Source organism: Lentzea terrae, assembly GCF_003265345.1.
Taxonomy (GTDB): Bacteria; Actinomycetota; Actinomycetes; order Mycobacteriales; family Pseudonocardiaceae; genus Lentzea; species Lentzea terrae.
Map to the genome: position 1 here is coordinate 132614 of NZ_QFWW01000022.1, position 26021 is coordinate 158634.

23 protein-coding genes and 2 pseudogenes are annotated in these 26021 nt (G+C 70.0%); 11 read left to right on the plus strand and 14 right to left on the minus strand.

All coding sequences use genetic code 11. The features are described from left to right. The first annotated feature begins 68 nt into the window (after positions 1-68). Positions 69-1502 (plus strand): phenylacetate--CoA ligase family protein, encoded by a 1434-nt coding sequence (locus DI276_RS27565; protein WP_112268509.1) that lies wholly within the window; start codon positions 69-71, stop codon positions 1500-1502. Between the two features lie 20 nt (positions 1503-1522). On the opposite strand, the gene DI276_RS27570 is transcribed toward DI276_RS27565, so the two are convergent. The 6 genes from DI276_RS27570 to DI276_RS27595 all read right to left on the minus strand — a co-directional run bounded on the left by DI276_RS27570 (position 1523) and on the right by DI276_RS27595 (position 8421). Continuing rightward, positions 1523-2389, minus strand: coding sequence for a DUF1963 domain-containing protein (locus DI276_RS27570; RefSeq protein WP_112268510.1), 867 nt, complete (start codon positions 2387-2389; stop codon positions 1523-1525). Positions 2390-2464: 75 nt separating this feature from the next. Then, entirely contained in the window at positions 2465-3931 is a 1467-nt protein-coding gene (gene lnt / locus DI276_RS27575) for an apolipoprotein N-acyltransferase (RefSeq protein WP_232836960.1), read from the minus strand. After that, positions 3915-5297, minus strand: a complete 1383-nt coding sequence (mptB, locus tag DI276_RS27580) for a polyprenol phosphomannose-dependent alpha 1,6 mannosyltransferase MptB (protein WP_112268589.1) — start codon at positions 5295-5297, stop codon at positions 3915-3917. The genes lnt and mptB overlap by 17 nt, the downstream gene beginning before the upstream one ends. Positions 5298-5400: 103 nt before the next feature. Next, a complete protein-coding gene (locus tag DI276_RS27585; protein WP_198680944.1) occupies positions 5401-6930 on the minus strand; it encodes a sigma-70 family RNA polymerase sigma factor in 1530 nt (509 codons plus the stop codon). Positions 6931-7025: 95 nt separating this feature from the next. Beyond that, on the minus strand, positions 7026-7793 hold the full coding sequence (locus DI276_RS27590) for an SDR family NAD(P)-dependent oxidoreductase (protein WP_112268516.1): 768 nt from the start codon (positions 7791-7793) through the stop codon (positions 7026-7028). Positions 7794-7839: 46 nt separating this feature from the next. Continuing rightward, positions 7840-8421: a TetR/AcrR family transcriptional regulator gene (locus tag DI276_RS27595; protein WP_112268591.1), complete on the minus strand. Its 582-nt coding sequence runs from the start codon at positions 8419-8421 to the stop codon at positions 7840-7842. 54 nt (positions 8422-8475) lie between these two features. Between DI276_RS27595 and DI276_RS27600 the strand changes: the two genes are divergently transcribed. Together DI276_RS27600 and DI276_RS27605 are read left to right on the plus strand one after the other, a co-directional pair. Continuing rightward, positions 8476-9498, plus strand: coding sequence for an alpha/beta hydrolase (locus tag DI276_RS27600; RefSeq protein WP_112268518.1), 1023 nt, complete (start codon positions 8476-8478; stop codon positions 9496-9498). Beyond that, the gene (locus DI276_RS27605; protein WP_112268520.1) at positions 9498-9971 is read left to right on the plus strand and encodes a GNAT family N-acetyltransferase; all 474 of its coding nucleotides are present in this window, start codon (positions 9498-9500) and stop codon (positions 9969-9971) included. Before DI276_RS27600 ends, DI276_RS27605 begins: the two co-directional genes overlap by 1 nt. Here DI276_RS27605 and DI276_RS27610 read toward each other — a convergent pair. After that, on the minus strand, positions 9955-10803 hold the full coding sequence (locus DI276_RS27610) for a helix-turn-helix transcriptional regulator (protein ID WP_112268522.1): 849 nt from the start codon (positions 10801-10803) through the stop codon (positions 9955-9957). The genes DI276_RS27605 and DI276_RS27610 overlap by 17 nt on opposite strands. Before the next feature lie 99 nt (positions 10804-10902). Here DI276_RS27610 and DI276_RS27615 point away from each other — a divergent pair, with 99 nt between their 5' ends. Then, positions 10903-11661, plus strand: a complete 759-nt coding sequence (locus DI276_RS27615; protein WP_112268524.1) for an SDR family oxidoreductase — start codon at positions 10903-10905, stop codon at positions 11659-11661. On the opposite strand, the gene DI276_RS27620 is transcribed toward DI276_RS27615, so the two are convergent. The 3 genes from DI276_RS27620 to DI276_RS27630 are packed head-to-tail and all read right to left on the minus strand — an operon-like array spanning position 11658 to position 16913. Next, complete coding sequence (locus tag DI276_RS27620; protein ID WP_198680945.1) at positions 11658-13892, minus strand: penicillin acylase family protein; 2235 nt, start codon at positions 13890-13892, stop codon at positions 11658-11660. The genes DI276_RS27615 and DI276_RS27620 overlap by 4 nt on opposite strands. Before the next feature lie 7 nt (positions 13893-13899). Then, on the minus strand, positions 13900-16224 hold the full coding sequence (locus DI276_RS52425) for an ABC transporter permease (protein ID WP_112268526.1): 2325 nt from the start codon (positions 16222-16224) through the stop codon (positions 13900-13902). Further along, positions 16221-16913 carry an ABC transporter ATP-binding protein gene (locus DI276_RS27630; RefSeq protein ID WP_232836961.1) on the minus strand — a complete coding sequence of 231 codons (693 nt, stop codon included), beginning with the start codon at positions 16911-16913 and terminating at the stop codon, positions 16221-16223. The genes DI276_RS52425 and DI276_RS27630 overlap by 4 nt, the downstream gene beginning before the upstream one ends. Positions 16914-17015: 102 nt before the next feature. On the opposite strand from DI276_RS27630, the gene DI276_RS27635 reads away from it, so the two are divergent. From DI276_RS27635 to DI276_RS52430, 3 genes are read left to right on the plus strand one after another with little or no spacing between them, the layout of a single operon-like run. Continuing rightward, the gene (locus tag DI276_RS27635) at positions 17016-17828 is read left to right on the plus strand and encodes a sensor histidine kinase (protein WP_232836962.1); all 813 of its coding nucleotides are present in this window, start codon (positions 17016-17018) and stop codon (positions 17826-17828) included. Next, positions 17825-18481: a response regulator transcription factor gene (locus DI276_RS27640; RefSeq protein ID WP_112268528.1), complete on the plus strand. Its 657-nt coding sequence runs from the start codon at positions 17825-17827 to the stop codon at positions 18479-18481. Before DI276_RS27635 ends, DI276_RS27640 begins: the two co-directional genes overlap by 4 nt. Before the next feature lie 30 nt (positions 18482-18511). Further along, positions 18512-18892: a hypothetical protein gene (locus tag DI276_RS52430; RefSeq protein ID WP_232836968.1), complete on the plus strand. Its 381-nt coding sequence runs from the start codon at positions 18512-18514 to the stop codon at positions 18890-18892. Positions 18893-19212: 320 nt separating this feature from the next. On the opposite strand, the pseudogene DI276_RS52435 reads toward DI276_RS52430, so the two are convergent. From DI276_RS52435 to DI276_RS27655, 3 genes and pseudogenes are all read right to left on the minus strand, one after another. Further along, a pseudogene (locus DI276_RS52435) lies at positions 19213-19338 on the minus strand (LysR family transcriptional regulator); the annotation flags it as partial. Beyond that, positions 19338-19970, minus strand: a complete 633-nt coding sequence (locus DI276_RS27650) for a response regulator transcription factor (protein ID WP_112268532.1) — start codon at positions 19968-19970, stop codon at positions 19338-19340. The gene DI276_RS27650 and the pseudogene DI276_RS52435, both read right to left, overlap by 1 nt. Next, positions 19958-21850 (minus strand): sensor histidine kinase, encoded by a 1893-nt coding sequence (locus DI276_RS27655; RefSeq protein WP_157984979.1) that lies wholly within the window; start codon positions 21848-21850, stop codon positions 19958-19960. The genes DI276_RS27650 and DI276_RS27655 overlap by 13 nt, the downstream gene beginning before the upstream one ends. A 134-nt stretch (positions 21851-21984) precedes the next feature. Here DI276_RS27655 and DI276_RS27660 point away from each other — a divergent pair, with 134 nt between their 5' ends. Continuing rightward, positions 21985-22587 (plus strand): hypothetical protein, encoded by a 603-nt coding sequence (locus DI276_RS27660; protein ID WP_157984980.1) that lies wholly within the window; start codon positions 21985-21987, stop codon positions 22585-22587. Then, positions 22584-23132, plus strand: coding sequence for a hypothetical protein (locus DI276_RS27665; protein WP_112268538.1), 549 nt, complete (start codon positions 22584-22586; stop codon positions 23130-23132). Before DI276_RS27660 ends, DI276_RS27665 begins: the two co-directional genes overlap by 4 nt. Here the strand turns inward: DI276_RS27665 and DI276_RS27670 are convergent. Further along, positions 23050-23469: a nitroreductase family deazaflavin-dependent oxidoreductase gene (locus DI276_RS27670; protein WP_112268540.1), complete on the minus strand. Its 420-nt coding sequence runs from the start codon at positions 23467-23469 to the stop codon at positions 23050-23052. The two genes, DI276_RS27665 and DI276_RS27670, sit on opposite strands and share 83 nt — an antisense overlap. Before the next feature lie 80 nt (positions 23470-23549). Between DI276_RS27670 and DI276_RS27675 the strand changes: the two genes are divergently transcribed. Continuing rightward, positions 23550-24089, plus strand: a complete 540-nt coding sequence (locus tag DI276_RS27675; protein WP_112268599.1) for an SMI1/KNR4 family protein — start codon at positions 23550-23552, stop codon at positions 24087-24089. A 101-nt stretch (positions 24090-24190) separates the two neighbouring features. Continuing rightward, positions 24191-25999: pseudogene (locus DI276_RS27680) on the plus strand (glycoside hydrolase family 3 protein); the annotation flags it as partial. Positions 26000-26021: the final 22 nt, after the last annotated feature.

Consider the following 26021-nt stretch of genomic DNA (forward strand, 5'->3'; position numbering starts at 1 on the left):
AACGAGTGAGTTTAGTCAACACTGAAGTTATAGAGATAATCGTTCGGCGGACTCGCTAGGCTCGGCTGATGGACGGCAGTCGGCAGATCCGCGTGCGCCAGGCGTTCGACGACTTCTTCGCCCCCACCCCGCAGCGGTCCGCGAGCTGGGTGCTCGACCTGTTCCAGCACACCGCCGCGACCGTGCCCGCGTACCAGAAGCTGTTGCGGGAGCACGGGATCGACCCGGCGAGCATCAGGACGTTCGACGACTTCCAGCGGCTGCCACTGCTGGACAAGCCGAGCTACCACGAGCGGTACCCGTTGCCGGAGCTGTGCCGGGACGGTTCGCTGACCGGCTGCGACATGATCGCGGTGTCGTCCGGGTCGAGCGGCAAGCCGACGATCTGGCCGCGCAGCCTGGAAGACGAGCTGCACGTCGCCCGCAGGTTCGAGCAGGTGCTGGTGGACGGGTTCCGGGCGGACGAACGGGCCACGCTCGCCGTGGTGTGCTTTCCGCTGGGCACCTGGGTCGGCGGGCTGTTCACGCAGGCGTGCGTGCGGCACCTGGCGGCCAAGGGGTGTCCGATCACCGTGGTGGCGCCGGGCAACAACAAGGCCGAGATCCTGCGGGTGCTGCCGGAGCTGGCACCGCACTTCAAGCAGGTCGTGCTGCTCGGGTATCCCCCGTTCCTGAAGGACGTCATCGACACGCACGGGGACTGGGCGGCGTACGAGATCAAGCTCGTGCTGGCCGGTGAAGTGTTCAGCGAGCAGTGGCGCGATCTGGTGGCGCAACGGGCGGGCATCGCGGATCCGTTGCGCGACATCGCATCCCTGTACGGCACCGCGGACTCCGGCGTGCTGGGCAACGAGACCGCCGTGTCGGTGGGCATTCGGCGGTTCTTCGCGCTGCGGCCCGACCTGGCGCGCGAGGTGTTCGGCGACTCGCGGCTGCCCACGCTCGTGCAGTACGACCCGGCCAGCCGGTTCTTCGAGGTGCGCGACAGGACGCTGGTGTTCACCGCGGACGGCGGGATTCCGCTGATCCGCTACCGGATCGCCGATGAGGGCGGGATCTTCGGGTACGACGAGCTGCTGGCGTACTGCGCTCAGCACGGCTTCACTCCCCCGCCGGGCCCATCGCTGCCGTTCGTGTACTTGTTCGGGCGGTCGTTGTTCACGGTGTCGTTCTTCGGTGCGAACGTGTACCCGGAGAACGTGACGGTCGGGCTGGAGGAGCCCGGTATCAGCGACACGGTGACCGGGAAGTTCGTGATCGAGTCGGTCGAGGACGCCGACCGCGACCGGACGTTGCGGATCACCGTCGAGACCGCGCCCGGCCGGACCGCGGACGCCCAGGCCATCGCGGAGTCCGTGCGGTCCCAGCTGGTGCGGCTCAACAGCGAGTTCGCGCACTACGTCCCGGCGGAACGGCAGCTGCCCGAGGTCGTGCTGCGGCCCGCCGGCGATCCCGAGTACTTCCCGGTCGGCGTGAAACACCGGTACACGCGACGCGCCTAGCCAGATCCAGCCGGCCGGACCTACTCGGTGAACATCGTGTAGGAGCGCATCTGGTCGAAGCGCTCAGCGGCCAGGTCTTCGGCGCGGAGCAGGAAGCACCCGTAGTAGACCTCGCTCTGCGTGGGGAACTGGGCGAGCGGCAGCCATTCCCGGACCAGCTGGTGCTTCTCCTCGTCCTGCAGGCGTCGTCGCTCGTCGATCGACAGGTCCGAGCCCGCTGCCCGCTTCTGGACGCTGTCGAAGGACATCTGCGAGTGCGGGTCGTCCGAACTGCCGACGTTGCGGCAGTACCCGCCGATCTGGAGCGTGCTGCGGTAGCGGTCGTCGGTCTCCGGCCAGAGCTCGCCGACGATCTCGCACAACTGCTTCACGTTGCCCGCCTCGAACCGGGCGTCGCGGTCCTCGATCCAGTCCGGCAGTTCCGGCCGCACCCGTGCGGTGATCCGTTGTTCGGGGATGAGGAACGCAATGTCCTCGCAGAAGAACGTCCTGGAGTCGTGGTCGGGCGGCGGTGCCGCGACCTCCGTCTCCGTGCCTGCGGGAACGTACAGGACCCGCGAGTAGGCGGGAGAGGGATGTTCGTCCATGTCCTCCTCGTGGTGCAGGAAGAACAACAGCGATCCGTCCGCCGGCAGACCGAGCCCCTCGGCCCGCGGCAAGGCCGCGCAGTCGACGGAACCGATGAACGGCAACGGGGACTCGCCACCCGGCCACTGCACGCCCACCGGTAAGCGGGGAAGACCGCCCATGTGGCCGACGGCTTCCTCCCCGTCCTTGCCGGGCCACGCCCAGACCGCGAACCGGAGGTGCTCGGCGAACCTGCCGACCTCGTCTTCGGGCATGCCTCGATCGATTGCCGCACTGCGGAACTGTTCGTAGCGATCCATGGCGCAACATGATCGCAGAAGCGTGGAAGCGCTCCCTCGGCACCGGTCCAGTCGAGACGGACTACCGATTTCGCGCTAGCCCTGGTCGGCAACGACGCGGCGACGCAACCAGAGCGCGGCCACGCAGGCACCGAACGCGGCGACGGTGAACAGCAGGTGGATCGCCTCGCCGAATCTCGTGGCGAACGTGAGGTCTGAGCGCAACGGCACGGAGTCCACCATCAGCGCGTCGGTGTACATGCCGGTGGACTGCACGACGCTGCCGTCCGGGCGCACCACCGCGCTGACGCCGCTGATCGCCGCGACCACGACGGCACGGCCGTGTTCGATGGCGCGCAGGCGGGCCATGGCGAGCTGCTGGTAGGTCATCTCGCCGCGGCCGTACCAGGCGTTGTTGGTCGGCACGACGAGGACCTGGGCGCCGGCGGCCGCGCTCTCCCGCAGCACGTAGTCGTAGGCGACCTCGTAACAGATGCCGACGCCGACGCGGGTGCCGGCGACGTTCAGGACGCCGGGTTCGCTGCCGGCCCGCAGGTCGCCCTGGTCGGCGAACGGTGTGAAGAGGCGGGCGAGCGGGCGCAGCGGGATGTGCTCCGCGAACGGGACGAGTTCCTGCTTCGCGTACGAGTCCCCCGGTCCGGTGCCAGGATTCCAGGCGATGACCGAGTTCTCGTTGTTCCGCAGGGCGCTGACCAGCATCGGCGCGCCCAGCTCGTCGACAGTGCGGTCGATCACCGGGTCGCTGTTCCGGGTCCTGGTCGCGCTTTCCGGCCACACCACCAGGTCCGGCTTGGGTAGCTCACCACTGTCGATCTTCGACGTCAGCTCCGCGGTTTTGCGCAGGTGGTTGGCGCGCAACGTGTCCTGGGCGGTGAGCAGGCCGAGGCCGATGTCGGGTGCGTTGCCCTGGACGACCGCGATGGTGCGCTGGCCGTTCTGCGCGTCGACCGCCACGAGCGGGCCGACGGCGAGCGCCGCGGCGAACGGCAGCACCGCCCAGGCGGCCCTGATCTTCGGCAGCCAGTGGGCCAGGCCGAAGCCCATCACGACCACCGCGAACGTCACCAGCGGGGCGCCGCCGAGCACGGCCAGCTGCCCGAACGGGCCGTCCACCTGGCCGAACGCCACGCGGCCCCACGGGAAGCCGTTGAACGGGATCAGGCCGCGCGCGGTCTCCTGCAGCACGAACAGCAGCGCCGCCCACACCGGCGGCGCGGGCATCCGGGAGACCAACGGCATCAACGCACAGGCAGCCGAGACGAACAGCGCCATGAGCAACGACAGCACCAGCCACGGCCACGGACCGAAGTCGTCGCCGAGGAAGTGCTCGATCCACAGCAGGTGCGGCAGGAAGAACGCCAGCCCGAACACCAGGCCCAGCCCGGCCGCGCGGCGAGCACTGACGTGCTTGAGGGTCAGCCACAACGCGGCGAACGCCGGGACCGCGAGCCACCAGAGCGTGCGCGGCGGGAAGCTCAGGGCCAGCCCGCCACCGGCCAGTGCGGCCGCGCCGTAGCGGGCGAAGTCAGCTTTGGACAGCAACGGGCACCCGGCGCAGGACGAAGAAGGCGCCACCCACGGCCGCGATGCCGAGCGCGTAGGCAGTGATCAGTTCGGGCACGCGGCCGGTGAAGTTGCCCGCGAGCGGCGGCACCAGCAGGGCGAACACGCCGACGAGCACGGCAATCCTGGTCCGCCACGGACCCACCGGCAGGCAGGCGGCCAACGGCAGCACGGCCCACAGCAGGTACCACGGCTGGATCACCGGGCCCAGCACCACGATCAGGCTCATCATCATTCCCAGCGCCGTCACCTCGGAGACCCCGCCCCGCAGCTGGTGCCGCAGCACCACCGCGATCCCGCACAGGATCAGCACGAACCCCGCGATCCGTGCCGAGGAGATCATCGCTTGGCCCGTTTCCGGACCGAACACCGCACCCACCAGATAGCCGGGCCAGTTGGTCGGCGCCATCCAGGAGTTGACCTTCGACGGCGTCCCGAGCGCCTGCACCCAGCCGAACCCGGACCCGCCGGCGGACGTCAGGACCGACACTCCAACGGCGGCCGCGACCATGCTCAGGCCCGCGAGCACGAACCGGACCCAGCCTCCGCCGAGTTTTTTCGCCAGGGCCGTCCCGACCACCGCCAGCGCGATGAGCGCAGGCAACTTGACCTGCGCGCCGAGTCCGATGAGCACGACACCGGCCGTGAACTGCCACCACCTGGATTCGGGCAGTGCGTGCAACGCGACGACCGTGCCGGACAGCATGAGGCCGAGCATCAACGCGTCGTTGTGCACGCCGCCGACGAGGTGCCACAGCACCAACGGGTTCAGCACGCCGAGCCAAAACGCCCTGCTCGGGTCCTTGGTCAGCCGCGGCACCGCCCACACGACCAGCAGCAGGCCCAGCACCGCGACCAGCCGGTACAGCAGGATGCCCGCGACCGGATCACCGCCGGTGACCTCGGCGATCGCCCGCTCGGCCGTGCTGAACAGCGGCCCGTACGGCGACGGCGTGTCGCGCCAGTAGACGCCGACGCGCTCGATCGCCTCCGCACTCGCGCCGCTTGCCGGGCTGACGACGTTGGGGTCGAGGCCGCGTGCCGCTACCTCGCCCTGGGCGAGGTAGCTGAACACGTCGGCGCTGAACAACGGCGGCGCCACCAGCAGCGGCGCGCACCACCAGGCCAAGGTCCGGCGCAACCACTGCGGGTCCTGCGGTGTGCGTCCAAGCAGCGCCCACGCCAGGACGACCAGCCCGGCGCCCGCGATGGCCGCGGAGAGCGCGACCGGCACCGCTCTCGTGGCCCACGCCCCCGCGGTGAGCAGCGCCGCGCCACCGAAACCGGTCCAGCGCAGGACGTCCGGGGTCTCGGTGACCGGCTTGCGGGTGAGGGTCGACGGCATCTGCACGGAAGAGACAGTGCTTTCCGGACAGATCGTCACGCGTCCGACTGCGGTCGCGTCCCCGCGTACTCCTAAAGGATGATCTTTTCTAGCCCTGAGTCGGTCAACCCGCGAAGTCGTGGGTCATCCACACAGTTCCCTTGGCGTCGCGGACCACGACGATCCCGATGCGGATGAAGGATTTGCTGAGAATGTTCTTGCGGTGACCGTCGTTCGGCGGCTTCTCGTCGATCATGCTCTGGGTGAGGCCGAGGGCCATTCTGGCGATGGGGTCGACGGCGTCCTTGACCGGACCGCCCATGCCGACGTTCTCGCCGACGGTGCTCCACCTGACGCCGGTCGCGGTGCTGCGCTCCCCCAGCCCGCTCTCGCCGGCGCACCGATGCGACAGTCCACAACCGTTGCTCATCATCGCTTTTGTATGGCGTTCGGCCGCTGTGACCAGTGCCGGGTCCACCTTCAGCGCGGGCAGGCCTTCCGCAGCCCTGGTCTGGTTGATCAGATTCAGTACGCGTTCTTCAGGCGTGGCAACGCGAACGGGCTCCGGGGTCTGGGTGGTCGTGGTGGTCGTCGTTGTGGGTGCGCTTGTGCTGGTTTCTGCGATGGACGTGGTGATGGCCGTGGGTGGCGGGGTGTTCGGGATCGCCACCGCGGCCGGTGGGTCGGACGGGAAGAGCACGACGGTCCCCACTACTCCGACCAGGGCGCAGACGGTCGCCGCGCCCGCCACCGCGAGAACCGGTTTGGTGGAGGCGAACCCGGTTAATTTGCCGAGTAATCCGGACTCCGCGAGGTGAGAGACAGGCCCGTCGAGATGTGCGGCGGGTTCAAGTGCCGGATTCCGCAAGTTCTCCAACAACTGCGGCAGGTAGCTCGCCGGCACGGTGAGCAGCGCCGCCCCGGTCAGGATCCGCTCGACCGGCATCGCGTCCGCCACCCCGCGCCGGCACCGCCCGCACTCGTCGACGTGCCGCAACAGCCGCTTGCGCCACAACGGGCTCGGCTGCCCCGACCACCCCTGCGCCGCCTGCACCAACCCAGAACACCGCGGCTCGGCGGCCAACGCCCGCACGAGCTGCCTGACGGTCTCCAGGCGGCCCTTCAACCGGCTGAGCCGCACGGTGACCGCGTGCGCGCCGAGGTCGAGCGCATCGGTCACCTCGGCGCGAGTCAACTGCCCGACCCGCTCCAACGTCCACAACGCCAGCAGTTCGCGATCGACCGGGTCGAGCCAGCGCGCGGCCTCGTCGACCTCCCGCCGCTGCTGGGCGAAGTGCAGCCGGGACAACGCCACCTCGACGAACTCCGCGCCCGGATCCGCCCGGTCGTACTCCTCCAACGGCGCGGGCGCCAGGTCGCGGCGACGGTAGTGCTCGCGGACCTGGTTGATCGTCACCGCCACCAGCCACGACCGAAACCTCTCCGGCTCGCGCAGCGCGTCGATGCCCCGGATGACGCGAAACATGGTTTCCTGCACGACGTCGTCGACATCGGTGTCCGCGGACAGGGCTCTGCCGGCGATGTTGTAGACCAGAGGCAGGGAGGCCTCGACGACGGCGTCGAGCGCCGCACGATCACCGGCGCGCGCGGCGATCACCTGCTCCGCGTCCAGCTGGCCCAGCCACTCCGTCACGACCAACACCCTCACTGTCGACGATTTCCGTACGTCATGGGAGACCGGGCAGTCTCACCTCAGGTCACAGAAACCAGGCCGACAAGTGAGCCAGGTCACACGGCGACGACCGCTACCCCGGTCCGACCGCCGTCCACGTCCAGCACCGTGCCGTGCACGAACGCCGCATCGTCCGAGGCCAGGTAGACCGCGGCGGCCGCGATCGCGTCAGGGTGCCCGGACCGCCCGGCCGGAGTGCCCTGCATCATCACCTCGCCAGGATGGTCGGTCGTGGCGTCCCAGTCGGGCGAGACGATGACACCGGGCGAGATCGCGTTGACCCGCACGCCCTGAGGTCCGAACTCCGCCGCCCACGCACGGGTGAGGGTCTCCATCGCGCCCTTCGTCGAGCTGTAGAGGGCAGCGGTCGGCACGGCGAGGCGCGCGATCCAGGAGCCGAGGTTGATGACCACGCCGCTTCCGGCGCTGATCATCGCTGGGACGAGAGCCTGGGTGAGGAAGAAAGGTGCCTTCACGTTCACGCCGTAGACGCGGTCGAACGTCTCCTCGTCGGTGCCCGGGGTGTTCGCCGGCGGGTAGATGCCCGCGTTGTTCACGAGGATGTCGACGCGGCCGAGCAAAGCCGTCGTCGCGGCAGCCAGGGCATGGCTCGCGGCAGCCGTGCCGTCGAGGTCGGCGCGGACGAAGTCGGCCCGTCCGCCGTCGAGACGAATCTGGTCGACGACGGCGGCGCCGCGGACGTCGTCGCGGCCGGAGACCACGACGTGTGCGCCTTCTGCTGCGAGAGCGACGGCGATCGCGCGGCCGATGTTGCTGGTGGAGCCGGTGATGAGGGCGGTCCTGCCCTGCAGTCGTTGTGCCATGCCCTCGAAATTAGGCAGACTTTTTTGGACCGGCAAGTCCAGAAGTTCAGCCGCGGAGATGGTCGATGAGGGTGTCCAGGGCGGCCTCCAGGTGCTCGATGCTGCCGGTCGTCCTGAGCACCTGGACCCCGCCCTGGATGCCCGCGATGAACGCCGCCGCCACCCGTTCGGCGTCGACGGCCGGCCGCACCAGCCCGGCCGCCTGCATGTCGTGGATGCCTTCGGCGATCTCGAACTGCCACTGCGCGACCAGCGTGCTGACCACTTCGGCCGCGCCCGGTGTGCTGCCGACCTGGCTCAGCAGCGCGCCCATCGGGCACGAACGGCCCTGCGCGCGGTATCGGGCCACCACCGAGTCGCGCCAGCGTTGCCAGGCCGGCCACGAGGTCAGCGCGCCCAGGTGCGGCCGCTGGTCCTCGAGCACGCGGCGGGCCTCGTGCCGGGCGACCGCCAGGAAGAGCTCTTCCTTGCCGTCCGGGAAGTAGTGGAAGATCTGGCCCTTGCTGGTGCCGGTGATCGCGCGGATGTCGTCCAGCGTCACGCCCGCCGGGTCGTCGCCGCGCAGGTACGCCGCCGCGCCCTCGATGATGCGCTGCCTCGTCGCGCGGCCCTTTGCCGTCAGTGCCATGTCGCCCATTTTAGATTTTCTGGACCGGTCGGTCCACTGTGGTTGACTGGCTGCATGCTCCCCTGGGAAGGCGAACTCGCAGGCCGGCTCGACCGGCACACCGTCGTGTCCGAACTGCTGCGCGGCAACCCGCTCGGCGATCCGCACGAGCGGCCGTTGTGGGTGTACGTGCCGCCGGGCTACGACGACACCGACGAGTTGTTCCCGACGGTGTACGTCATCCAGGGCTACACCGGCCATCTCGGCATGTGGGCCAACCGGATGCCGTTCCGCCAGCCGTTCGTGGAGACGGCCGACGCGGTGTTCGCCGGGGGGAAACCGGGCTGTGTCGTCGTTTACGTGGACGCGTGGACCGCGTACGGCGGCTCGCAGTTCGTCGACTCCCCCGGCACCGGCCGCTACCACTCGTATCTGTGCGACGAGATCGTGCCGTGGGTGGACGAGCACTACCGCACGATCCCGGACCGGGAGTCGCGGGCGATCATGGGCAAGTCGTCCGGCGGGTTCGGCGCCATGATCACGCCGATGCTGCGGCCAGACCTGTTCGGCGCGTTGGCCACACACGCGGGCGACGCGCTCTACGAGCTCTGCTACGTGCCGGACTTCGGCAAGGCCGTGCGTGCTTTACGCAGCTACGACCACGACATCCAGAAGTGGTGGGCGGACTTCCAGAGCCGTCCCTCCTTCACCAAACCGGAGGACATGAACCTGCTCGCCACGCTCGGTGTCGCGGCGTGCTTCTCCGCGGCCGGCGACGGCACGCCGGAGCTGCCGTTCGACCCGGTGACCGGCGTGCTGCGGCCGGAGGTGTGGCAGCGCTGGCTCGACTGGGACCCGGTGCGGATGGTGCCCGGTCACGCCGAGGCGATCCGCTCGCTGCGTGCGGTGTGGATCGACGCGGGACGCAGCGACGAGTACTTCCTCGATCTCGGTGCCGAAGCGTTCCGGAAGGAGATCGCTGAGGCCGGAATCCCTTACGAGCGCGTGCACTTCGAGCTTTTCGACGCGGGTCACGGCGGCATCGACTACCGTTACCCGCTCTCACTGGGGTGGTTGGCGGAAAGGCTGGCTCGTTGATGCGCGATGTGACGCTGCGACCGATCGAGGACGACGACCTCGACGCGGTGTTCGAGTTCATGCGTGATCCGGAATCCGTGTGGATGGCCGCGTTCACCGCGGAGGACCCCGACGACCGCGAGGCGTTCGACGCTCACTGGCGCAAGGTGCGGGCACGTACCGACGTCACCAACCGCGTGATCGTCGGCGACGGACGGGTCGTGGGCACCATCGCGTGCTTCGTGATGGAAGGCGACACCGAGATCACGTACTGGATCGACCGCGCTGTCTGGGGTCAGGGCGTGGCCGGGCGCGCGCTCGCGTTGCTGCTGGAGGAGGTCACGGTCCGACCGCTGTACGGGCGGGCGGCGAGCGACAACGCGGGCTCGATCCGGGTGCTGACCAAGGCCGGCTTCGAGAAGGTCGGGACTGACGTCGGCTACGCGCCGGCGCGGAAGGAGGAGATCGAAGAGACGATCATGCGCCTGGGCTGACGAACTTCTCCGTGCCCAGCACGCCGAGCAGCTGGATCTTGTCGAACGCTTCGGTGCGCGGCGGGGCGGTGAGCACCAGCAGCAGCTGCGACTGGTCCTCGGTGAACAACGCCTGGCAGTCCACCTCGATCTCGCCGAGCTGGGGATGCACGAGCACCTTGTGGTCCTCGAACCGCTTGGCGACCTCGTGCCGGTCCCAGATCGCGGCGAACTCGGCGCTTTCCTTCTGCAGCACGCGAACCAGCTCGCCCGCCCGCGACTTCGGGCCCATCGCGGCGTAGGCGGCACGCAGGTTCGCGACCTGCGCGCGGCTCTGCCGGTCGCGGTCGTGCTCGGGATAGATCAGGCGCTCGGCAGGGTCGGAGAACCACCGGTAGATGCCGCTGCGGGCCATGCCGGTGAAGCGGGACGTGTCGCCGTACAGCGCTTCGGCGAACCGGTTCTGGACGAGGATCTCGCCGAGGTTGGACAGGATCAGCGCGGGCGTGTCGTTGAGGCGGTCCAGCACCCGCTGCAGCGCCGGCGCCACGTGCGTGCCGGTGACCTGGGGCGACGGGGCGTTGCGACCGGCGACCAGGAACAGGTAGTCGCGCTCGTCGTCGCTCAGACGGAGCGCGCGGGCGAGCGCGGCCAGCATCTGTTCGCTCGGCTGCGGACCGCGTTGCTGTTCCAGACGCGTGTAGTAGTCGGTGGACATGGCGGCGAGCGACGCGACCTCCTCGCGGCGCAGCCCCGGTGCCCGCCGGCGCGCGCCCGCGGGCAGGCCGACGTCTTCGGGCCTGAGCTCTTCCCGGCGGCGGCGCAGGAAGGCCGCGAGTTCCGCACGATCCACGAGTCCAGTATGGAGGCCTGACGGGAGGTAACCAGGGATCGCCGATCCCCCGATGAGCGGTCTCTGCCGCCGCTCGGCGCGCTGTCCGAAGCTCGGTGCATGGACATCAGCGGAAACACCATCTTCATCCCCGGCGCCACCAGCGGCATCGGCCTGGCGCTCGCCCGTGCCCTGCGAGAGCGCGGCAACACCGTGATCGTCGGTGGCCGCCGCAGCGAGCTGCTCGAGCAGCTCGCGGCCGACGGGCTGGAAACCGTCCGGATCGACACCACCGACGCCGACAGCATCCAGACCGCGGCCAAGGACGTGCTCGCCCGTTTCCCGTCGCTGAACGTGCTGATCACCATGGCCGGCGTGATGCGGGTCGAGGACTGGCACCGCGCCGATTCGTTCCTGGAGTCGGCAGAAGGCATCGTCACGACCAACGTGCTCGGCCCGATCCGGCTGATCGCCGCGTTCGTCGAGCACTTCCAGACCAGGCCGGACGCCACGATCATGACCGTCTCGTCCGGCCTCGCCTTCGCACCGCTGAAGGTGACGCCGAGCTACAACGCGTCCAAGGCCGCCATCCACATGCTCAGCGAGTCGCTGCGCCTGCAGCTCGCGGACACGTCGGTGCGGGTCGTCGAGCTGGAGCCGCCGTCGGTGCGGACGGACCTGCTGCCCGGCCAGGCCGAGAACGACCACGCCATGCCGCTCGACGAGTACGTCGCCGAGGTCATGAGCATCATCGAGACGCAGCCCGACGTGCGGGAGATCCAGGTCGAGCGGGTGAAGTTCCTGCGCTACGGCGAAGCGCGCGGCGACTACGACCAGGTAGTCGCCGCGCTCAACGCCTCGGACCCGCACGGCGACTAACGCAGGTACCGCACGGTGAGGTTGGGATCGCGGGCGATCTCCTGCTCGGAGAACCGTCCGCTGACCCACTTCTTCTGCCCGTAGAGGTGCGCCTGGTCGTGGTGGTGCGGTGACGCGTGGTTGGCCGACTGGCCGTAGACCAGGAGCGAGCTCATGCGCGGTCCGGCACCGGTCAGCTCCACAGCCATCACGAAGCTCGTTCCGTGCTGGACATCGGGAATCTGATCCAACGGCCGTGGTGCGCCGGGCACCGAGATCACGTTGAAGCAGCCTTCCGGCCCGCGGCAGCCGTGGATCGGGATGCCCTCGTAGCGCTGGACGTCGTCGAGCTTCACGTCGACCGGCACGCCTGCGGTGGCGAAAGCCTTGACGGTGTCGGCGAAAGCTCGCCCGATGCCGGGGTCGGCGGTGTTGAGACCGCGCGGGGTGTGGGCGGGATCAGCCGGGTCGTACGGCACCAGCCACGGGTTGACGCCGGGCCGCCGCGTCAGGCTGATGAAGGTGCGCCAGAAGAACGCTCCCCTGCTCTGCTCCCCGGTGTCGCCGGTGCCGCTCCAGTTCGCCAACGTGCCGCACGCCGCGCGGACGTCGACTCCGTTCAGCGTCGGATTCGCTTGGCACAGCGCGACAACCGGTTTGAGGCCCTCCTCCGCACTGAGGTTCCGGTTGCCGAACATCGTGGCTTCCAATGTGGACAGCGTGAAGGCAGGGCGATCGGTGATCATGTCCAGACCCAGGCGGGTGCGCGCAGAGCGTTCTCCGCCGTCGTCCCCGACGATCGAGGGATAACCGGTGAGCGGTGCAGCCGGGTTCGCCAGCCACGGGCTGTCGTTCATGTTGCTCGCGTGGTCGTCGCGGATCAGGTGCGGCAACCGGTGCGCGCCGAACACACCCGGCCGCACCGCGTCGGGGTCGGTGCCCCAGCCGCACTCCGCACGGCTGCCGTCGAGGATCACGAACCCGATGTCCGGGCCGGTACCGCAACGGGCTCGCTGCTCGTCGGTCACGTGCGGGACGACCTGGATGTCGGCGTAGTAGGCGGCGCCGGTGGAGTCCGCTGCCAGCGTGTTCACCCACGGCAGCGCCTGGTGGCGGACGAGCGCCTGGTGCAGGTCGGGGACGCTGCGGGCGCGGGCGATGGCGAGCCATTGGTCGACCACCGCGAGGTTGCCGTGGTTGGCGTCGCGCAGCACGTGGGCGGTGGTGTCCGTCCACCGCAACGGTCCGGGATCCGCGATGACCGGGCCGTCCGGGGTTCGGTACAACGTCCTGGTCACCGGCTTGATGCTGCCGTCTGGTTGTCGCGCGGACACCGCGACCTGTTCGGCGATCATCCGGCGCGGCCGGCCGTCGACGACATAACTGGTCGGGTCGCCCGGCACGAGAGTGAGTTTGGCGAGGGTCGTGGTCTGCGCTTCGGACGCGGTGTGCGTCCAGCCCAGGCGGTCGTTGTGGCCGATGTTGACCAGCGGAACTCCGTAGAGACCCGCTCCGCTGACGTTCAGCTCGCCGGGGATCGTGAGCTGGTGCTGGTAGAAGCGCCAGTCGTCGGCCCAGTAGAAGTGCGGGTTGCCGAGGACCATGCCGGTGCCGCTGGTGGCGTTGCGGCCGAGCGCGATGCCGTTGCTGCCGGGCCGTTGCTCGGCGCGCTGCACCAACGCGGTCGGCGCCGGCGACCCGGGAGGCTGGGCAGCCACCACGGGTTCCTGCAGTCCTTCACCGCCCGTGATGGTCGCGACCTGGTGGACGCGCCGCCACACGTCGATCTCGGTGATCGGCCGCACCCAGGCCGCGCCCCGGCAGCTGGGGTCGGGCAGGTTCGCGACACCGGTCTTGGCGAGATACCGGTTGAAGCCCGCGACATAGCCACGCACGAGGTCGCGAGCCTGCCGGGACGGTTCCGACAGCGCCCGTTCGATCACGCCGGACCGGTTGACCCGCTGGTGGTAGAGGTCGCTGACGAGGTTGTCGTCGCCGAGCTCCGTCTTCGCCTCCGGACCGAACCACCGCGAGCGCTCCGCCGACAGCGTCAGGACGATGTCGGCCATCATGCAGGCGTTGTCCTCGGCGAACGCGTATCCGAGTCCCAGCCCCGAACTCCGGTAGTCGGCCGCGCGCACGTGCGGGATTCCGTACGAGGTGCGCCGGATCGTGGCGCCGTCTCCCCCGGCGTGGCTCACAGCAGGGCTCGTGAGCGACAACGTGAGCGATAAAACGATCAGCCGTTTCACGCTTCCCCTATTCGTTGTGCAGGACGGTGGCGATCGAGAGGCGTGCCGCTCCCCTGGCCGGCACGAGTGCGCCGAGCACGGCGATGACGACTCCCGCCAGAGCCAGCAGTGCGAGTGCCGGCGCGTGGTAGACCTGCATGAGGACGTCGACCGCATCCGACTGGGCCGCGTGCGCCATGGCGGGGACGACGAGCTGGTGCGCCGCGACGCCGAGCGGCACCCCCGCGAGTCCGCCGAGCACGCCCAGCACGCCCATGGAGGTCACCAGCATCACCGTGACCTGGCGCGGGGTCATGCCGATGGACTTCAGCATCCCGAGGTCGCGGCGGCGTTCGCGGGCGTTGAGGACGACCGTGTTGAACACGCCGAGTGCCGCGACCAACCCCAGCACCAGCGTCAACGTGACCGAGGCGCTGACGATGATCACGCCCGTCGACGACGAGCCGTCGCGCGGCGGCATGACCCGCAGGCCCGGATCGCCCTTCGCGATCGCGGCCGTGAACGTCTCCCGCACCGTGCCGGACGTGAACCTGACCTGGTACGAGTGCGCGCGGGTGCCGGGGGCGAGCACGTTGAGCGCGCTCCAGTCGGCGAAGATCTCGTCCTCGTTGTTGGTCAGCACGACTCCGACGATCTTCAGCTCGGTCCGGTTCTCGTTGGCCTGCACGGTGATCGTGTCGCCGACCTGCAGTCCCCGCTGGTTGAGGAAGCGCGACGGGGCGACGACCTGGCCTGGTCCGTCCGGCCAGTGCCCGGTGAGCACGCGCGGGCCGAGCTTGCCGGTGTCGCCGCGGTAGAAGAAGATCGTGGCGTTCTGCGTGCCGCCCGCGACCTCGGTCTCCAGCTGGGACACGGCCAGCACCGCGTCCGTGCCGGGCAACGAGCGCAGCATCTTCTCGTCGTCGGCGTCGCTCAACGTCGCGTTGGGCGGCTCGCCCATCTCCGGTGTGCGCATCACCGGCAGGCCAGGAGGTCGTCCGGCCAGGACCTCGACGCGGTCGTCGTAGCTCGGGCGGACCGCGCTGTCGTAGGCCGTGACCGACATCGTCAGGCCCGCCGCGAGCGTCACGGTCATGACGCCCAACACGACCGACGCCAGCGTCAGCGCGCTTCGGCCCGCGCGAGCGAACGGCACCCCGAGGCCGAGGCTGACCGAGCGCGGCAACGGAGTTGTGGTGAGCCAGCGCTGGATCCTCAACGCACGCCCGGTGTGCGTGGTGGTGCCCGCGCTGATCGCTTGTGCGGCAGGCAGTCCGCGGGCCCTCAGCGCCGGGACGAGCGCGGCGGAGACCACGAGCGCGGGCATTCCCAGCAACGCCACGGCGTTCACCCACGGCGCGAAGCTCAGCTCGGTCACGCCGAAGCCCTCGACGGCGTCCTGCACGATCGGTTTGGCGAAGAAGTTGCCCGCGACCGTGCCCAGCACGCACCCGAGCACCGCCGGGATCGAGATCATCACCAGATACACGGCCATGACCTGGCCTGGGGTGAACCCGAGTGCCTTGAGCATCCCGATGTGCCGGAAGCCCGCGACCACCGCGCCGCTCACGACGTTGGCGACGATCAGCACGGCCACGACGAGCCCGAGGATGCCGAAGATCATCAGGAACGGGATGAACACGCCCAGCTCGGACGTGGCCTTGTCCTTGACGGTGAGGTGCGACAACGTGCCCAGCAGCGCGCCTTCCGGAATGCCGGTCGTCACCGACTTCTGTCCTTCGGCGACTTTCGCGGCCGTGCCGGCGTCCGGGAACCGGTAGAGCATTTGCAGCGCGGTCGGCTGCAGGGCGTTGACCTGGTCAGGAGTCACCCAGGCGTCGGCGGAGCCCGTGACGGAGTGGGCGAACCCGACGACCGTCAGCTTGGGGCGTCCGGGAATGCTGATCTCGAAGCCCAGGTTGTTCCCGCCTTCGCCGCCCGGCGTGCGGTTGAGGACGATCTCGCCGGGTGCGGTGGCCCAGCGGCCGCGCCAGATCGTGAGGCGGTCGACCGGGCCGCCGGGATCTGCCCGGCCTGCCACGGTGAGCGTGCCGAGGAAGACCTGGCTGGCCGACGTGTCCACGGTGGCTTGGGGGAAAGGACCTGCGGAGACGGTCTGGCCTGCTGCTTGCTTCAGCTGGTCTGCCGAGGTCTTGGTGGGGTCGAACGCGGCCGAGAGGTGGGCGCCCTGCTGGGTGGCGAAGGCGCGGTCGAACGGTGCGGCGGCGGATTCGAGCAGGCCCAGGGCCATGACGATGGTCGCGGTCGAGGCGAGCACGACGATGCCGATCACGATCGTTTGCAGCACGCGGCGGCGGACGGCTGCCCATGCGGCGGTCCAGACCGCGCTCACGACACCCTCTCCACGCTCTGCTCGCGTGCGATCCGCCCGTCGACGACCTCGATCACCCGGCTGGCGCACCGCGTCGCGAGCCGTTCGTCGTGCGTGACCAGCAGCAACGTCTGGCCGATCTGGTTGAGGTCGAGCAGCAGGTCCATCACCTGCTCCCCCGACCGGCTGTCCAGCGCCCCGGTGGGTTCGTCGGCGAGCAGCAGCGCGGGCCGGTTCATCAACGCCCGCGCGACCGCGACGCGCTGCCGTTCCCCGCCGCTCAGCCGCGCCGGGTAGATGTTCTTGCGGTTCTCGATGCCGAGCTCACCGAACAGCTCCAGCGCCCGCTTGCGCGCCTGACCGGCCGGCGTGCCCGTCAACTGGGCGGCCAGCGCCACGTTGTCCAGCGCCGACAGGTCGTCGAGCAGGTTGAAGAACTGGAAGATCATGCCGATTCCGCGACGGCGGAACAGGGCGAGGCCGGTCTCGTCCAGCGCCCCCAGGTCCGTGCCGTGCACGACCACCGAGCCGGACGTCGGCCGGTCCAGGCCCGCGATCATGTTGAGCAGCGTGGACTTGCCGCTGCCGGACGGGCCCATCACCGCGACGGCCTCCCCGGCGCGCACGGTCAGCGACACCCCGTTCAACGCGATCGAGTCGCTGTACTCCTTGCGCAGGTCGGTTATTTCGACGACGGCGTCGTTGTTCATGGCCGCCATCCTGTTCGGCGCGGCCGGGCTGGGCATCAGTCCGGGGAGGTAACCTGCCGGACGGGGTCATCCTGGGGATGTAGCCGCTGCATCCGGGGTGTGATGCGCGCACGCCTCGTGCTCTGGGAGGGTGATCGTGTGTGGGAGTTGATCGTGGCGGTCGCCGCCTGCCTGGTCGCCGGGTTTCTCGCGGTACGGCTGGCGATGGCGAAGCGCGCGTACACCCGTGCGGTGGAAGAACGCGGCTGGTTGCTCGAGCGCGAGCGGGAAAGCGCCGCTCGTGGGGCCGTTGACGCCGAACGCGCCAGGATCGCCAGGGAGCTGCACGACATCGTGAGCCACAACGTGAGCGTGATGGTGGTGCAGGCCGGGGCCGCGCGGCGGGTGCTGGCCACCGAGGCCGAGGACGCGACCGACGCGTTGCTGGCCGTCGAGTCCGCCGGGCGCGACACGATGACCGAGCTGCGGCACATGCTCGGTCTGCTCGCCCCGTCGGCCGACGGGGAGGATCCGCTGTCGCCGCAACCAGGTCTGAGCCGGCTCAGCTCGCTGGTCGACCGGATGTGCTTCGCCGGACTGCCGGTGGAGGTGCGCATCTCGGGCGAGCCGCGCGAGTTGCCGTCCGGAGTGGACCTCACGGCGTACCGGATCGTCCAGGAGGCGCTGACGAACGCTTTGAAGCACGGCGACGGCGGCAAAGCGGACGTGACGGTGCGGTACGCGGACCACTGCCTGCGGGTCGAGGTGCTGAACAGCGGCCCCAGCGTGCTGTCGGGAGCGCCGGTGTCCACATCGGACGGTGAGGGCCGCGGGCTGCTCGGGTTGCGCGAGCGGGTGGCCGTGCTGGGCGGCGACCTCGACGCGCGGCGGCGGCTCGGCGGCGGGTTCCGGGTGCGCGCGAGGATTCCGCTATGAGTCCGCGCGTCGTGATCGCCGACGACCAGGCGTACGTGCGCATCGGGTTCCGCATGATCCTGACGTCGGGCGGTATCGAGGTCGTCGGCGAGGCGGCCGACGGTGCCGAGGCGGTGACGGCGGTGCGGGACCTGAAACCGGACGTCGTGCTGATGGACATCCGCATGCCCACCATGGACGGCCTCGAAGCCACCCGCCGCATCGTGCGCGAGTCGCCGGACTGCCGGGTGCTGATGCTGACGACGTTCGACCTCGACCGGTACATCTACGACGCGCTGGCCGCCGGTGCCAGCGGGTTCCTGCTGAAGGACGTCACCGCGGAGCATCTCGTGGCGGCCGTCCGCCTGGTCGAGACGGGCGACGCCCTGCTCGCGCCGTCGATCACCCGCCGGCTGGTCGAGCAGTTCGCCGCACCGGTGGCGCGCGGTCCGGTCGTGCACGGGGATCTCGCCTTGCTGACCCCGCGCGAACGGGAGGTGCTGACGTTGGTGGGGCACGGGCGGTCCAACTCCGAGATCGCCGAGGACCTCACCCTGAGCGAGGCGACCGTGAAGACCCACGTGGCCCGGATCTTCGCGAAGCTGGAACTGCGCGACCGGGCTCAGGCCGTCGTGCTCGCCTACGAGACGGGACTGGTGGCGCCGGGCGTGTGAGCCGGTGGCCCGCGGGGGTACCTCTCCCCCATGCTTCGTCGTCTGGTCATCCTGCCCCTCGCCCTGCTCACCGCCGCGGCCGGGCTCGACGTGCTGCACCTGCTCACCGGACTGCCCGCGGTGGCGGCCTGGCACCTCATCACCGCGGGCCTGCTGCTGGGCATCGCGGTCACGGCCGCCCAGTGGCTCGACCGGATCTTCGCCGAACCCGCCGTCCGCACGTCCGGGGGTGATCTCGGGGTCGCGCTGGTCCTCGTGCTGTTCGGCGTGAGCTGGGTGCTGCGGCTCGGCCAGCCGGAGTGGGAGCCGACCTGGGCGGCGTTGCTCGCGGGATGGATCGCTGCGGCGGGCCTCGTCGGTGGCACGGCCACCCGGCGCCGGCGGACGAGCCCGGCTGCCGCCGAGGCCTGACCGCCCAGCTCGGCCTGGAGGTGCACGACATGAATCGCGAGCAGCACCACGTCGTCGGCCGTGAACGCCGCCCGCACCGAGATCGACAGGCCAGGATGCTGCTCAGTGACGGTCTTGATCATGCGGGCGAGCGGCTCGACCGACTGCGACGGCATGGCCGCGATCTCGACGCGACCGACCCGCAGGCCGGCCACCTCGTTGACGCTCGCCCGCGCGGTGGCGAGGCCTCGCACGACCTGGCGGGCCGGGGCGATCAGCGCTTCGCCCGCGTCCGTGAGCACCAGCTTCCGGCCCACCCGGCGGAACAGGTCGAGGCCCAGATCGCGTTCGAGCGCGCGAATGGCCTGCGACAACGACGGCTGGGCAACGTGCAGGGCGGCCGCCGCCTTGTTCACGCTGCCGTGGTCGACGACGGCGAGGAAGTAGCGCAGCTGGCGGACGTCCATCAGGACCTCGCGTTGAGGTGGGCCAGCACCGCCAGCACCCGGCGGTGACCGTCCTCGTCGGACGGCAGGTCCAGCTTGATCAGCAGGTGCCGCACGTGCGCCTCGACCGTGCGTTCGCTCAGCTGCAGCCGTTTCGCGATGCCGGTGTTCGTGAGTCCCTGCGCCATCAGTTCGAGCACGGTTCGTTCGCGTTCGGAGAGGGTGGCGAGCGAGCCGCGTCCCAGCAGGCCGGCGACGACGTGCGGATCCAGTGCCGAGCCGCCGCGGGCGACCCGGTCGGCTGCGGCGAGGAAGTCGGCCACGTCCAGCACGCGGTCCTTGAGCAGGTAGCCGAAGCCGCCCGCGGTGATCAGCTCCGTCATGTGGGTCGCCTCGACGTGCTGCGAGAGGACCAGGACGCCCAGGTTCGGGTGCTTCTGCTTGAGCTCCCTGGCCGCGCGGGCACCTTCGTCGGTGAACGTGGGCGGCATCCTGATGTCGACCACGACGAGATCGGGGGCGAACGCGGACACCGCGGAGGCGAGCCCGGTCGCGTCGCCGAGGGTGGCGACGACCTCGTGGCCGCTGTCCGCGAACAGCCGGGCCAGGCCGTCGCGCAACAGCGCCTGGTCTTCGGCGATCACGACTCGCACGGCACCTCCGCGATGACTGTGGTTCCTGTGCCCGGTTCGCTGTCGACTGTGAACGTGCCGCCCAGCGCGGCCACCCGGTCGGCCAGTCCGGTGAGGCCGCTGCCGTCCTTGGCCGCCGCGCCCCCGATCCCGTCGTCGGTCACGGTCACCACGAGGTTTCCGGCTTCGTGCGCGACCGTCAGCGCGACCGTGGTGGCCTGAGCGTGCTTGACCGCGTTGGTCAGCGCCTCGCAGCCCACGAAGTAAGCGGCGGCTTCAACGTTCTCGGCGAACCGCTCTTTCGGCGCGGTCACCTCGACGTGCAGCGGGGTGCGGCGGGCCAGGTCGTCGAACGCGGGCCGCAGTCCGCCGTCCAGCTGCAGGCCGTGGGCGAGGTCGCGCAGTTCCTGGATGGCGACCGCGACCTCCCTCACGGCGTCGTCGATCGTGTGCCCCGCCTGCTCCGGCGTGCTGGTCGTGAGCTGGTGCTGGGCGTGCCTGAGCGCGAGCCCGATCGCGACCAGCCGTTGCTGGGCACCGTCGTGCAGGTCGCGCTGGACGCGGCGACGTTCGGCGTCACCGGCGGCGACGATGCGCGCCCTCGACGCCCGCACCTCGGCGAGCTGCCTGCGCAGTTCCACCCGCAGCCTGGCGATCTCGACGGCGAGCCCGCCCGCCTCGACGACCTCGCGCACCAACGCCGCGTGCGGTGTCGAGTGGACGACCACGCCGACGGGCCGTCCGTCGCGCTCGACCACAACACGGGACCCGTTGGCCTCTGCCGGTTTTCCATCGAGGTCGACCTGTTCCTCGCTCTCGGACAGGTACACGAGCAGCTCGAGCTCCGGGTCCTGCAACAGCTCGCGCAGCGTCGGCACCACGTCCTCCGGCTCGGCCCTGCCGGCGCGCAATGCCTCCAGGAAGTCGCTCATGCGCCTTTTCGCGTCGTAGCGGGCCCGGTTGAACCGCCGGTCGACGACGTCCTGCACCCGCTCGCGCAACGGCCGGAACGCCAGCGCCGCCACGAGCGTCGCCGCCGCCGTGGCCCACGACGAACCACGCCCGAACGCGGTGCCGACCACGACGACCGTGACCGCGTAGGCGGCTACGAGCAGCACGGTCAGCAGGCCGTAGCTGATCGTCCTGCTGATCACGACGTCGACGTCGAACAGCCGGTACCGCAGGATCGCCAGGCACGCCGCGACCACCAGCCCCGTCAGCACCACCGCGGCGATCACTCCGGCGGCCGGCGTGACGTACCAGAGCGCGAACGACAACGGGAGCCCTACGCCCGCAAGCGCGGCCGCGAACACGAACCACTTCAGCTGCTGCCGCCGCAGGCCCTCGGATCGTCTGAACCGCACCACGAGCGCGATCACCGACGCCGCGAGCGCGCCGAGGTAGACCGTCATGCCTGTTGCCAGCAGAGCGCCGGTCTGGAAGCCCTCGATCTGGACCGGGTTGCGGCCGTCGGGGAAGCTCTGGCCCATGTGCGGGCCGAATGCCCAGGCGACCATCGCCGCCACCATGCCCGCGGCACCCGCCCACAGCACCGGACACCACTTCCCGGCCTTGCCGTCCGGGAAGAGCACGAAGGTGAGGATCCAGCCGTAGCCGCTCGGCAACCAGCTCAGCTGGCTGATCCACAGCGCGATCGGCCCTGCGGGCAGGCCGCGCAGGCCCCAGGCCTGGCCGAGGTCGGCGGCCACCGCGTTGAGCAACGCGAACCAGAGGAAGATCCAGCCGATGACGCTGCGCCGGGCGATCAGCGCGCCGGCGCCGGCCATGACGATCGCGTAAGCCGCGTACATGACCGTGTCGTAGCCGGGTTCGAGGCCCCATCCGAGGGCGATCGCACCCAGTTCCGCGATCACGGTCAGCGCGAACACCAGCGTCGGCACCGCCACATCGTCGCAGCAGTGGAGGGGTGCGGCCACAGTGCTGGCACTGCACCGGGTTCGGTGCGAGCGCCGATGCCCCCACGCCGTATCAAGCCGCACCCTTCATGGCACCTGATTCCCAAAGGGAGGTCGCCATGTACGCAATGAGCGCAATCGCCGGAGGCACCGCCACCGTCATCTCCGCGCTGCTCGCCGTGTTCGTCGTCCAGCCGTCCACCACGGTCCCGGACACGATGTGGAACTACCCGTGGCCCAGTGACACCTTCATCCTCGTGTGCGTCGCGTACGCGATCTTCCACGCGCTGGTGCTCGTCGGCGTGCTCGGGTTCGCCCGCAGTGGCGCGGCGGGTCCGTCCAAGACCGCCCGTGCCGGCAACGGCCTGGCGATCACCGGCACGGCGGCGCTCTTCGTCGCCGAGCTGGCGTCGATCCCGTTCCGCGCGGAACCCCTGTCCGCCGCGGGTCCGTCCGCCGTCGGTGCGCTGTTCGGGCTCGGCACGCTGCTGACCGGCGTCGGGTTCCTGATGAGCGGTGTGACCACCCTCAAGGCCGGCGTGTGGCAGGACTGGCGCCGGTACGTGCCGCTGGCGCTCGGGATCTGGTCGATGTTGCTGGTCGGGATCGCCGCCACGGCCGGGCTCGCGCTCGGGGTCGGCGTTTACGGGCTGTGCGTGGTGTTGCTGGGGGTTGCGCTGCGCAGTCCGGTCGTGGCCACCACGGCGAGGATCGCGGCGTGAGGTCCGCACTGATCGGCGCGGTCTGCGGCCTGGCTTGGGCCGCAGGCCTGCGCGGGCTGATGGCGGAGCTCGCCGGGCCGCAGTCGCAGGTCAGCTGGTACGGGACGTTCGTGCAGATCCTGTTGCCCGGCGTGCTCACGGGTGCGTTGCTCGGCCATGCGAAGAACCAAAAGCTCGTCTTGGCGCCGTTGCTGTTCGCGGTCGGGGTGTTCGCGTCGCCGGCCGCGTTCGACGGGCAGTTCTTCGCGGGCGGTGTCGGTGGTGGGGCGATCGCCTTGCCGTTGTTCGGCATCGCGGGTGGGTACGCGCTGGCCGGGCGGGGTCCGATGTGGACACGGGTGCTCGCGAGCATCGTGGCGCTGGCACCGGTTCCGTTGTGGCCCTTGACCAACGGGGTGTTCGGGCCCGACTTCGCCGTCACGACCGCGCGTGGTGCCTGGGTCGCGTTGTTCCTCTGCTCTCTCATCGCGGTTCTGGAGCTGGCGTGCTCGATTCCGCTCCGGGCTGCGGCGCGACAGCCAAGTCCATTCGCAAGAACTCCTTGATGCGGAGCGCTTTCGGTGGCCGCTGCACGTGGTCGGCGAGTGCCTGGAACGCCTCGTCCTCGCCGACGACGCGGGGTGCGGTCAGGTCCACGGTCCGGCCGTCCACCTGGAGCTGCGCGCTGCCTGCTGCCAGCACGTTGCGCACCCAGTCCGAAGCCGATCCGTAGACCAGGATGAAGAGGTAGCCGCCGTCGACCGGATGTGCGTCCATCGGTGTCCGACAGGTCATGCCGGACGACCGGCCGACGTGGGTCAGCACGGGCCACTTCCCGCTCCCGATCGCACGCGGGTTGAACACGCGTTTGTTGATGTGACCCCACCATCTGAGCATGGGCATGGCAAATCTCCTCGTTAGAGCTCATGGACTCAACGCATCCCACGCTCCCGTTGTTGCAGCACAACCCGTACCGTGCGCACGTGGAGATCACCTACGAGTTCCCCGCCGCACTCACCGCGTTGAGCAGCATCGAGTTCCCCTGGGACTACGACGAGAAGACCGAGGAACCGGCGCCGGGCAACATCGACTACGAGCCGTACCAGGAGTTCGACTCGGCGAAAGAGACCACCGACTGGATCAGAGCCTGGACCGGCAACGAGGAGCTCGACGGCGCCGCGTTCCGGGTCTTCGGGAAGGACGGCACGGGTGGGCTGGTCGCGAGCTGGCTCGTGCGGCCGGGACAGGCGCTGGCAGAGCAGCCCGTGGCGTTCTTCGGCTCCGAGGGCGAGGCCGGGATCGTGGCGACGAGTCTCGGTGAGTTCCTGTGGCTGCTGGCCGGTGGCGTCGGTCCGCAGGAGGCCGTGGAGTTCGGGTCCGACAGCGGGGTGCCGCACGACGAACTGCGTGCCGTGGCGGAGAAGTACTCCGGCCTGCCACCCCGCACGCCCGCCGAGGTGCTGGCGAAGGCTCGGGCCGAGTTCCCGGAGTTCAACCAGACCGTCGAATCCTGGTGCCGCTGAAAGGCCGCCATCGGGGAACCGGTTGCAGTTCCGGTTCCCCGATGGTCCGGGAGCGCCGTTAGGCTCGGCGGAACCTCTTGTGCCGCAACGGAGGTCTGCCCATGAGAAAGCTCCTCGCGGCCGTGCTCCTGCTGACGGCCGCAGCAGTTCCCAACGCCAGCGCCGCCGGAGCCGATCCGATCTACGAAGACCCCGCACAGCCGATCCCCGCGCGGGTCGCCGACCTGCTCAGCCGGATGTCGCTGGACGAGAAGGTCGGGCAGATGACGCAGGCCGAGCGAAGCGCGGTGAGCAACGCCGACCTGACCAACTTCCGGATCGGATCGCTGCTGTCCGGTGGCGGTTCCGCGCCGTCGCCCAACAACGCCACGTCGTGGGCGAACATGTACGACAACTTCCAGAACGCGGCGCGGGCCACGCCGCTGGGCATTCCCATGATCTACGGCGTGGATGCCGTGCACGGGCACAACAACGTCGTCGGGGCCACGATCTTCCCGCACAACATCGGCCTCGGCGCGACCCGCGACCCCGGCCTGGTGCAGCGGATCGGCAGGGCCACCGCGGAGGAGGTGTCGGGCACCGGCATCGACTGGGACTTCGCGCCGTGCCTGTGCGTCGCGCGCAACGACCGCTGGGGCCGCACCTACGAGTCGTTCGGCGAGACGCAGGAGAACGCGACGTCGATGACCACGATGATCACCGGCCTGCAGGGCGCGAAGCTCTCCGACCCCGGCTCGGTGCTGGCCACCGCCAAGCACTACCTCGGCGACGGCGGCACGACCGGCGGCGACGACCAGGGCGACACGCAGCTCACCGAGGCCGAGCTGCGGGCGATCCACCTGCCGCCGTTCCGCGAGGCGATCGCGAAGGGCGTCGGCTCGGTGATGATCACCTACAGCAGCTGGAACGGCACGAAGCTGCACGGCCACCGGTACCTGATCACCGACGTGCTGAAGAACGAGCTGGGCTTCAGCGGGCTCGTCGTGTCGGACTGGAACGCCATCGACCAGATCGACGGCCAGCCCGGCTTCACCGCGGCCGAGGTCCGCACGTCGGTCAACGCCGGCCTCGACATGATCATGGTGCCGACCGAGTGGCGGCAGTTCATCACGCTGCTCACGGCCGAGGTGCAGGCCGGCCGCGTCCCGATGGCGCGCATCGACGACGCCAACCGCCGCATCCTCACCAAGAAGTTCGAGCTGGGCCTGTTCGAGAAGCCGCTGACCGACCGCTCCTACACCCCGACCATCGGCAACGCGGCGCACCGGGCACTCGCCCGCGAGGCCGTGCGCAAGTCGCAGGTGCTGCTGAAGAACCAGAACGGCGTGCTGCCCTTGCCGAAGACGGCCGGCAAGCTGTTCGTGGCCGGCAAGAGCGCGGACAACATCGGTTACCAGAGCGGCGGCTGGACCGTCTCCTGGCAGGGCGGCAGCGGTCCGGTCACGCCGGGAACCACGGTGCTGCAAGGCATCCGCTCGGCCGTGTCGTCGTCCACCACGGTGACGTACCACCGCAACGGCACCGGCATCGACGGCAGCTACCAGGCCGCGATCGCGGTGATCGGCGAGACGCCCTACGCGGAGGGCGCGGGTGACCGGCCCGGCTCGATGGGGCTCGACAGCGAGGACCTGGCGACGCTGAACACGTTGCGCGCCAGCGGTGTCCCGGTTGTCGTGGTGCTCGTCTCCGGCCGTCCGCTGGACATCGCCGCCCAGCTGCCGCAGTGGCACGCGCTGGTCGCGGCCTGGCTGCCGGGCACCGAGGGCAACGGTGTGGCGGACGTCCTGTTCGGCGACCACCGCCCGACCGCCACGCTGCCGTTCACGTGGATGCAGAGCGCGAGCCAGCAGCCGATCAACGTCGGCGACGGCAAGACTCCGTTGTTCCCCCATGGTTTCGGCGCGGAGTTCCCGGCCACGCAGAACGCCTACG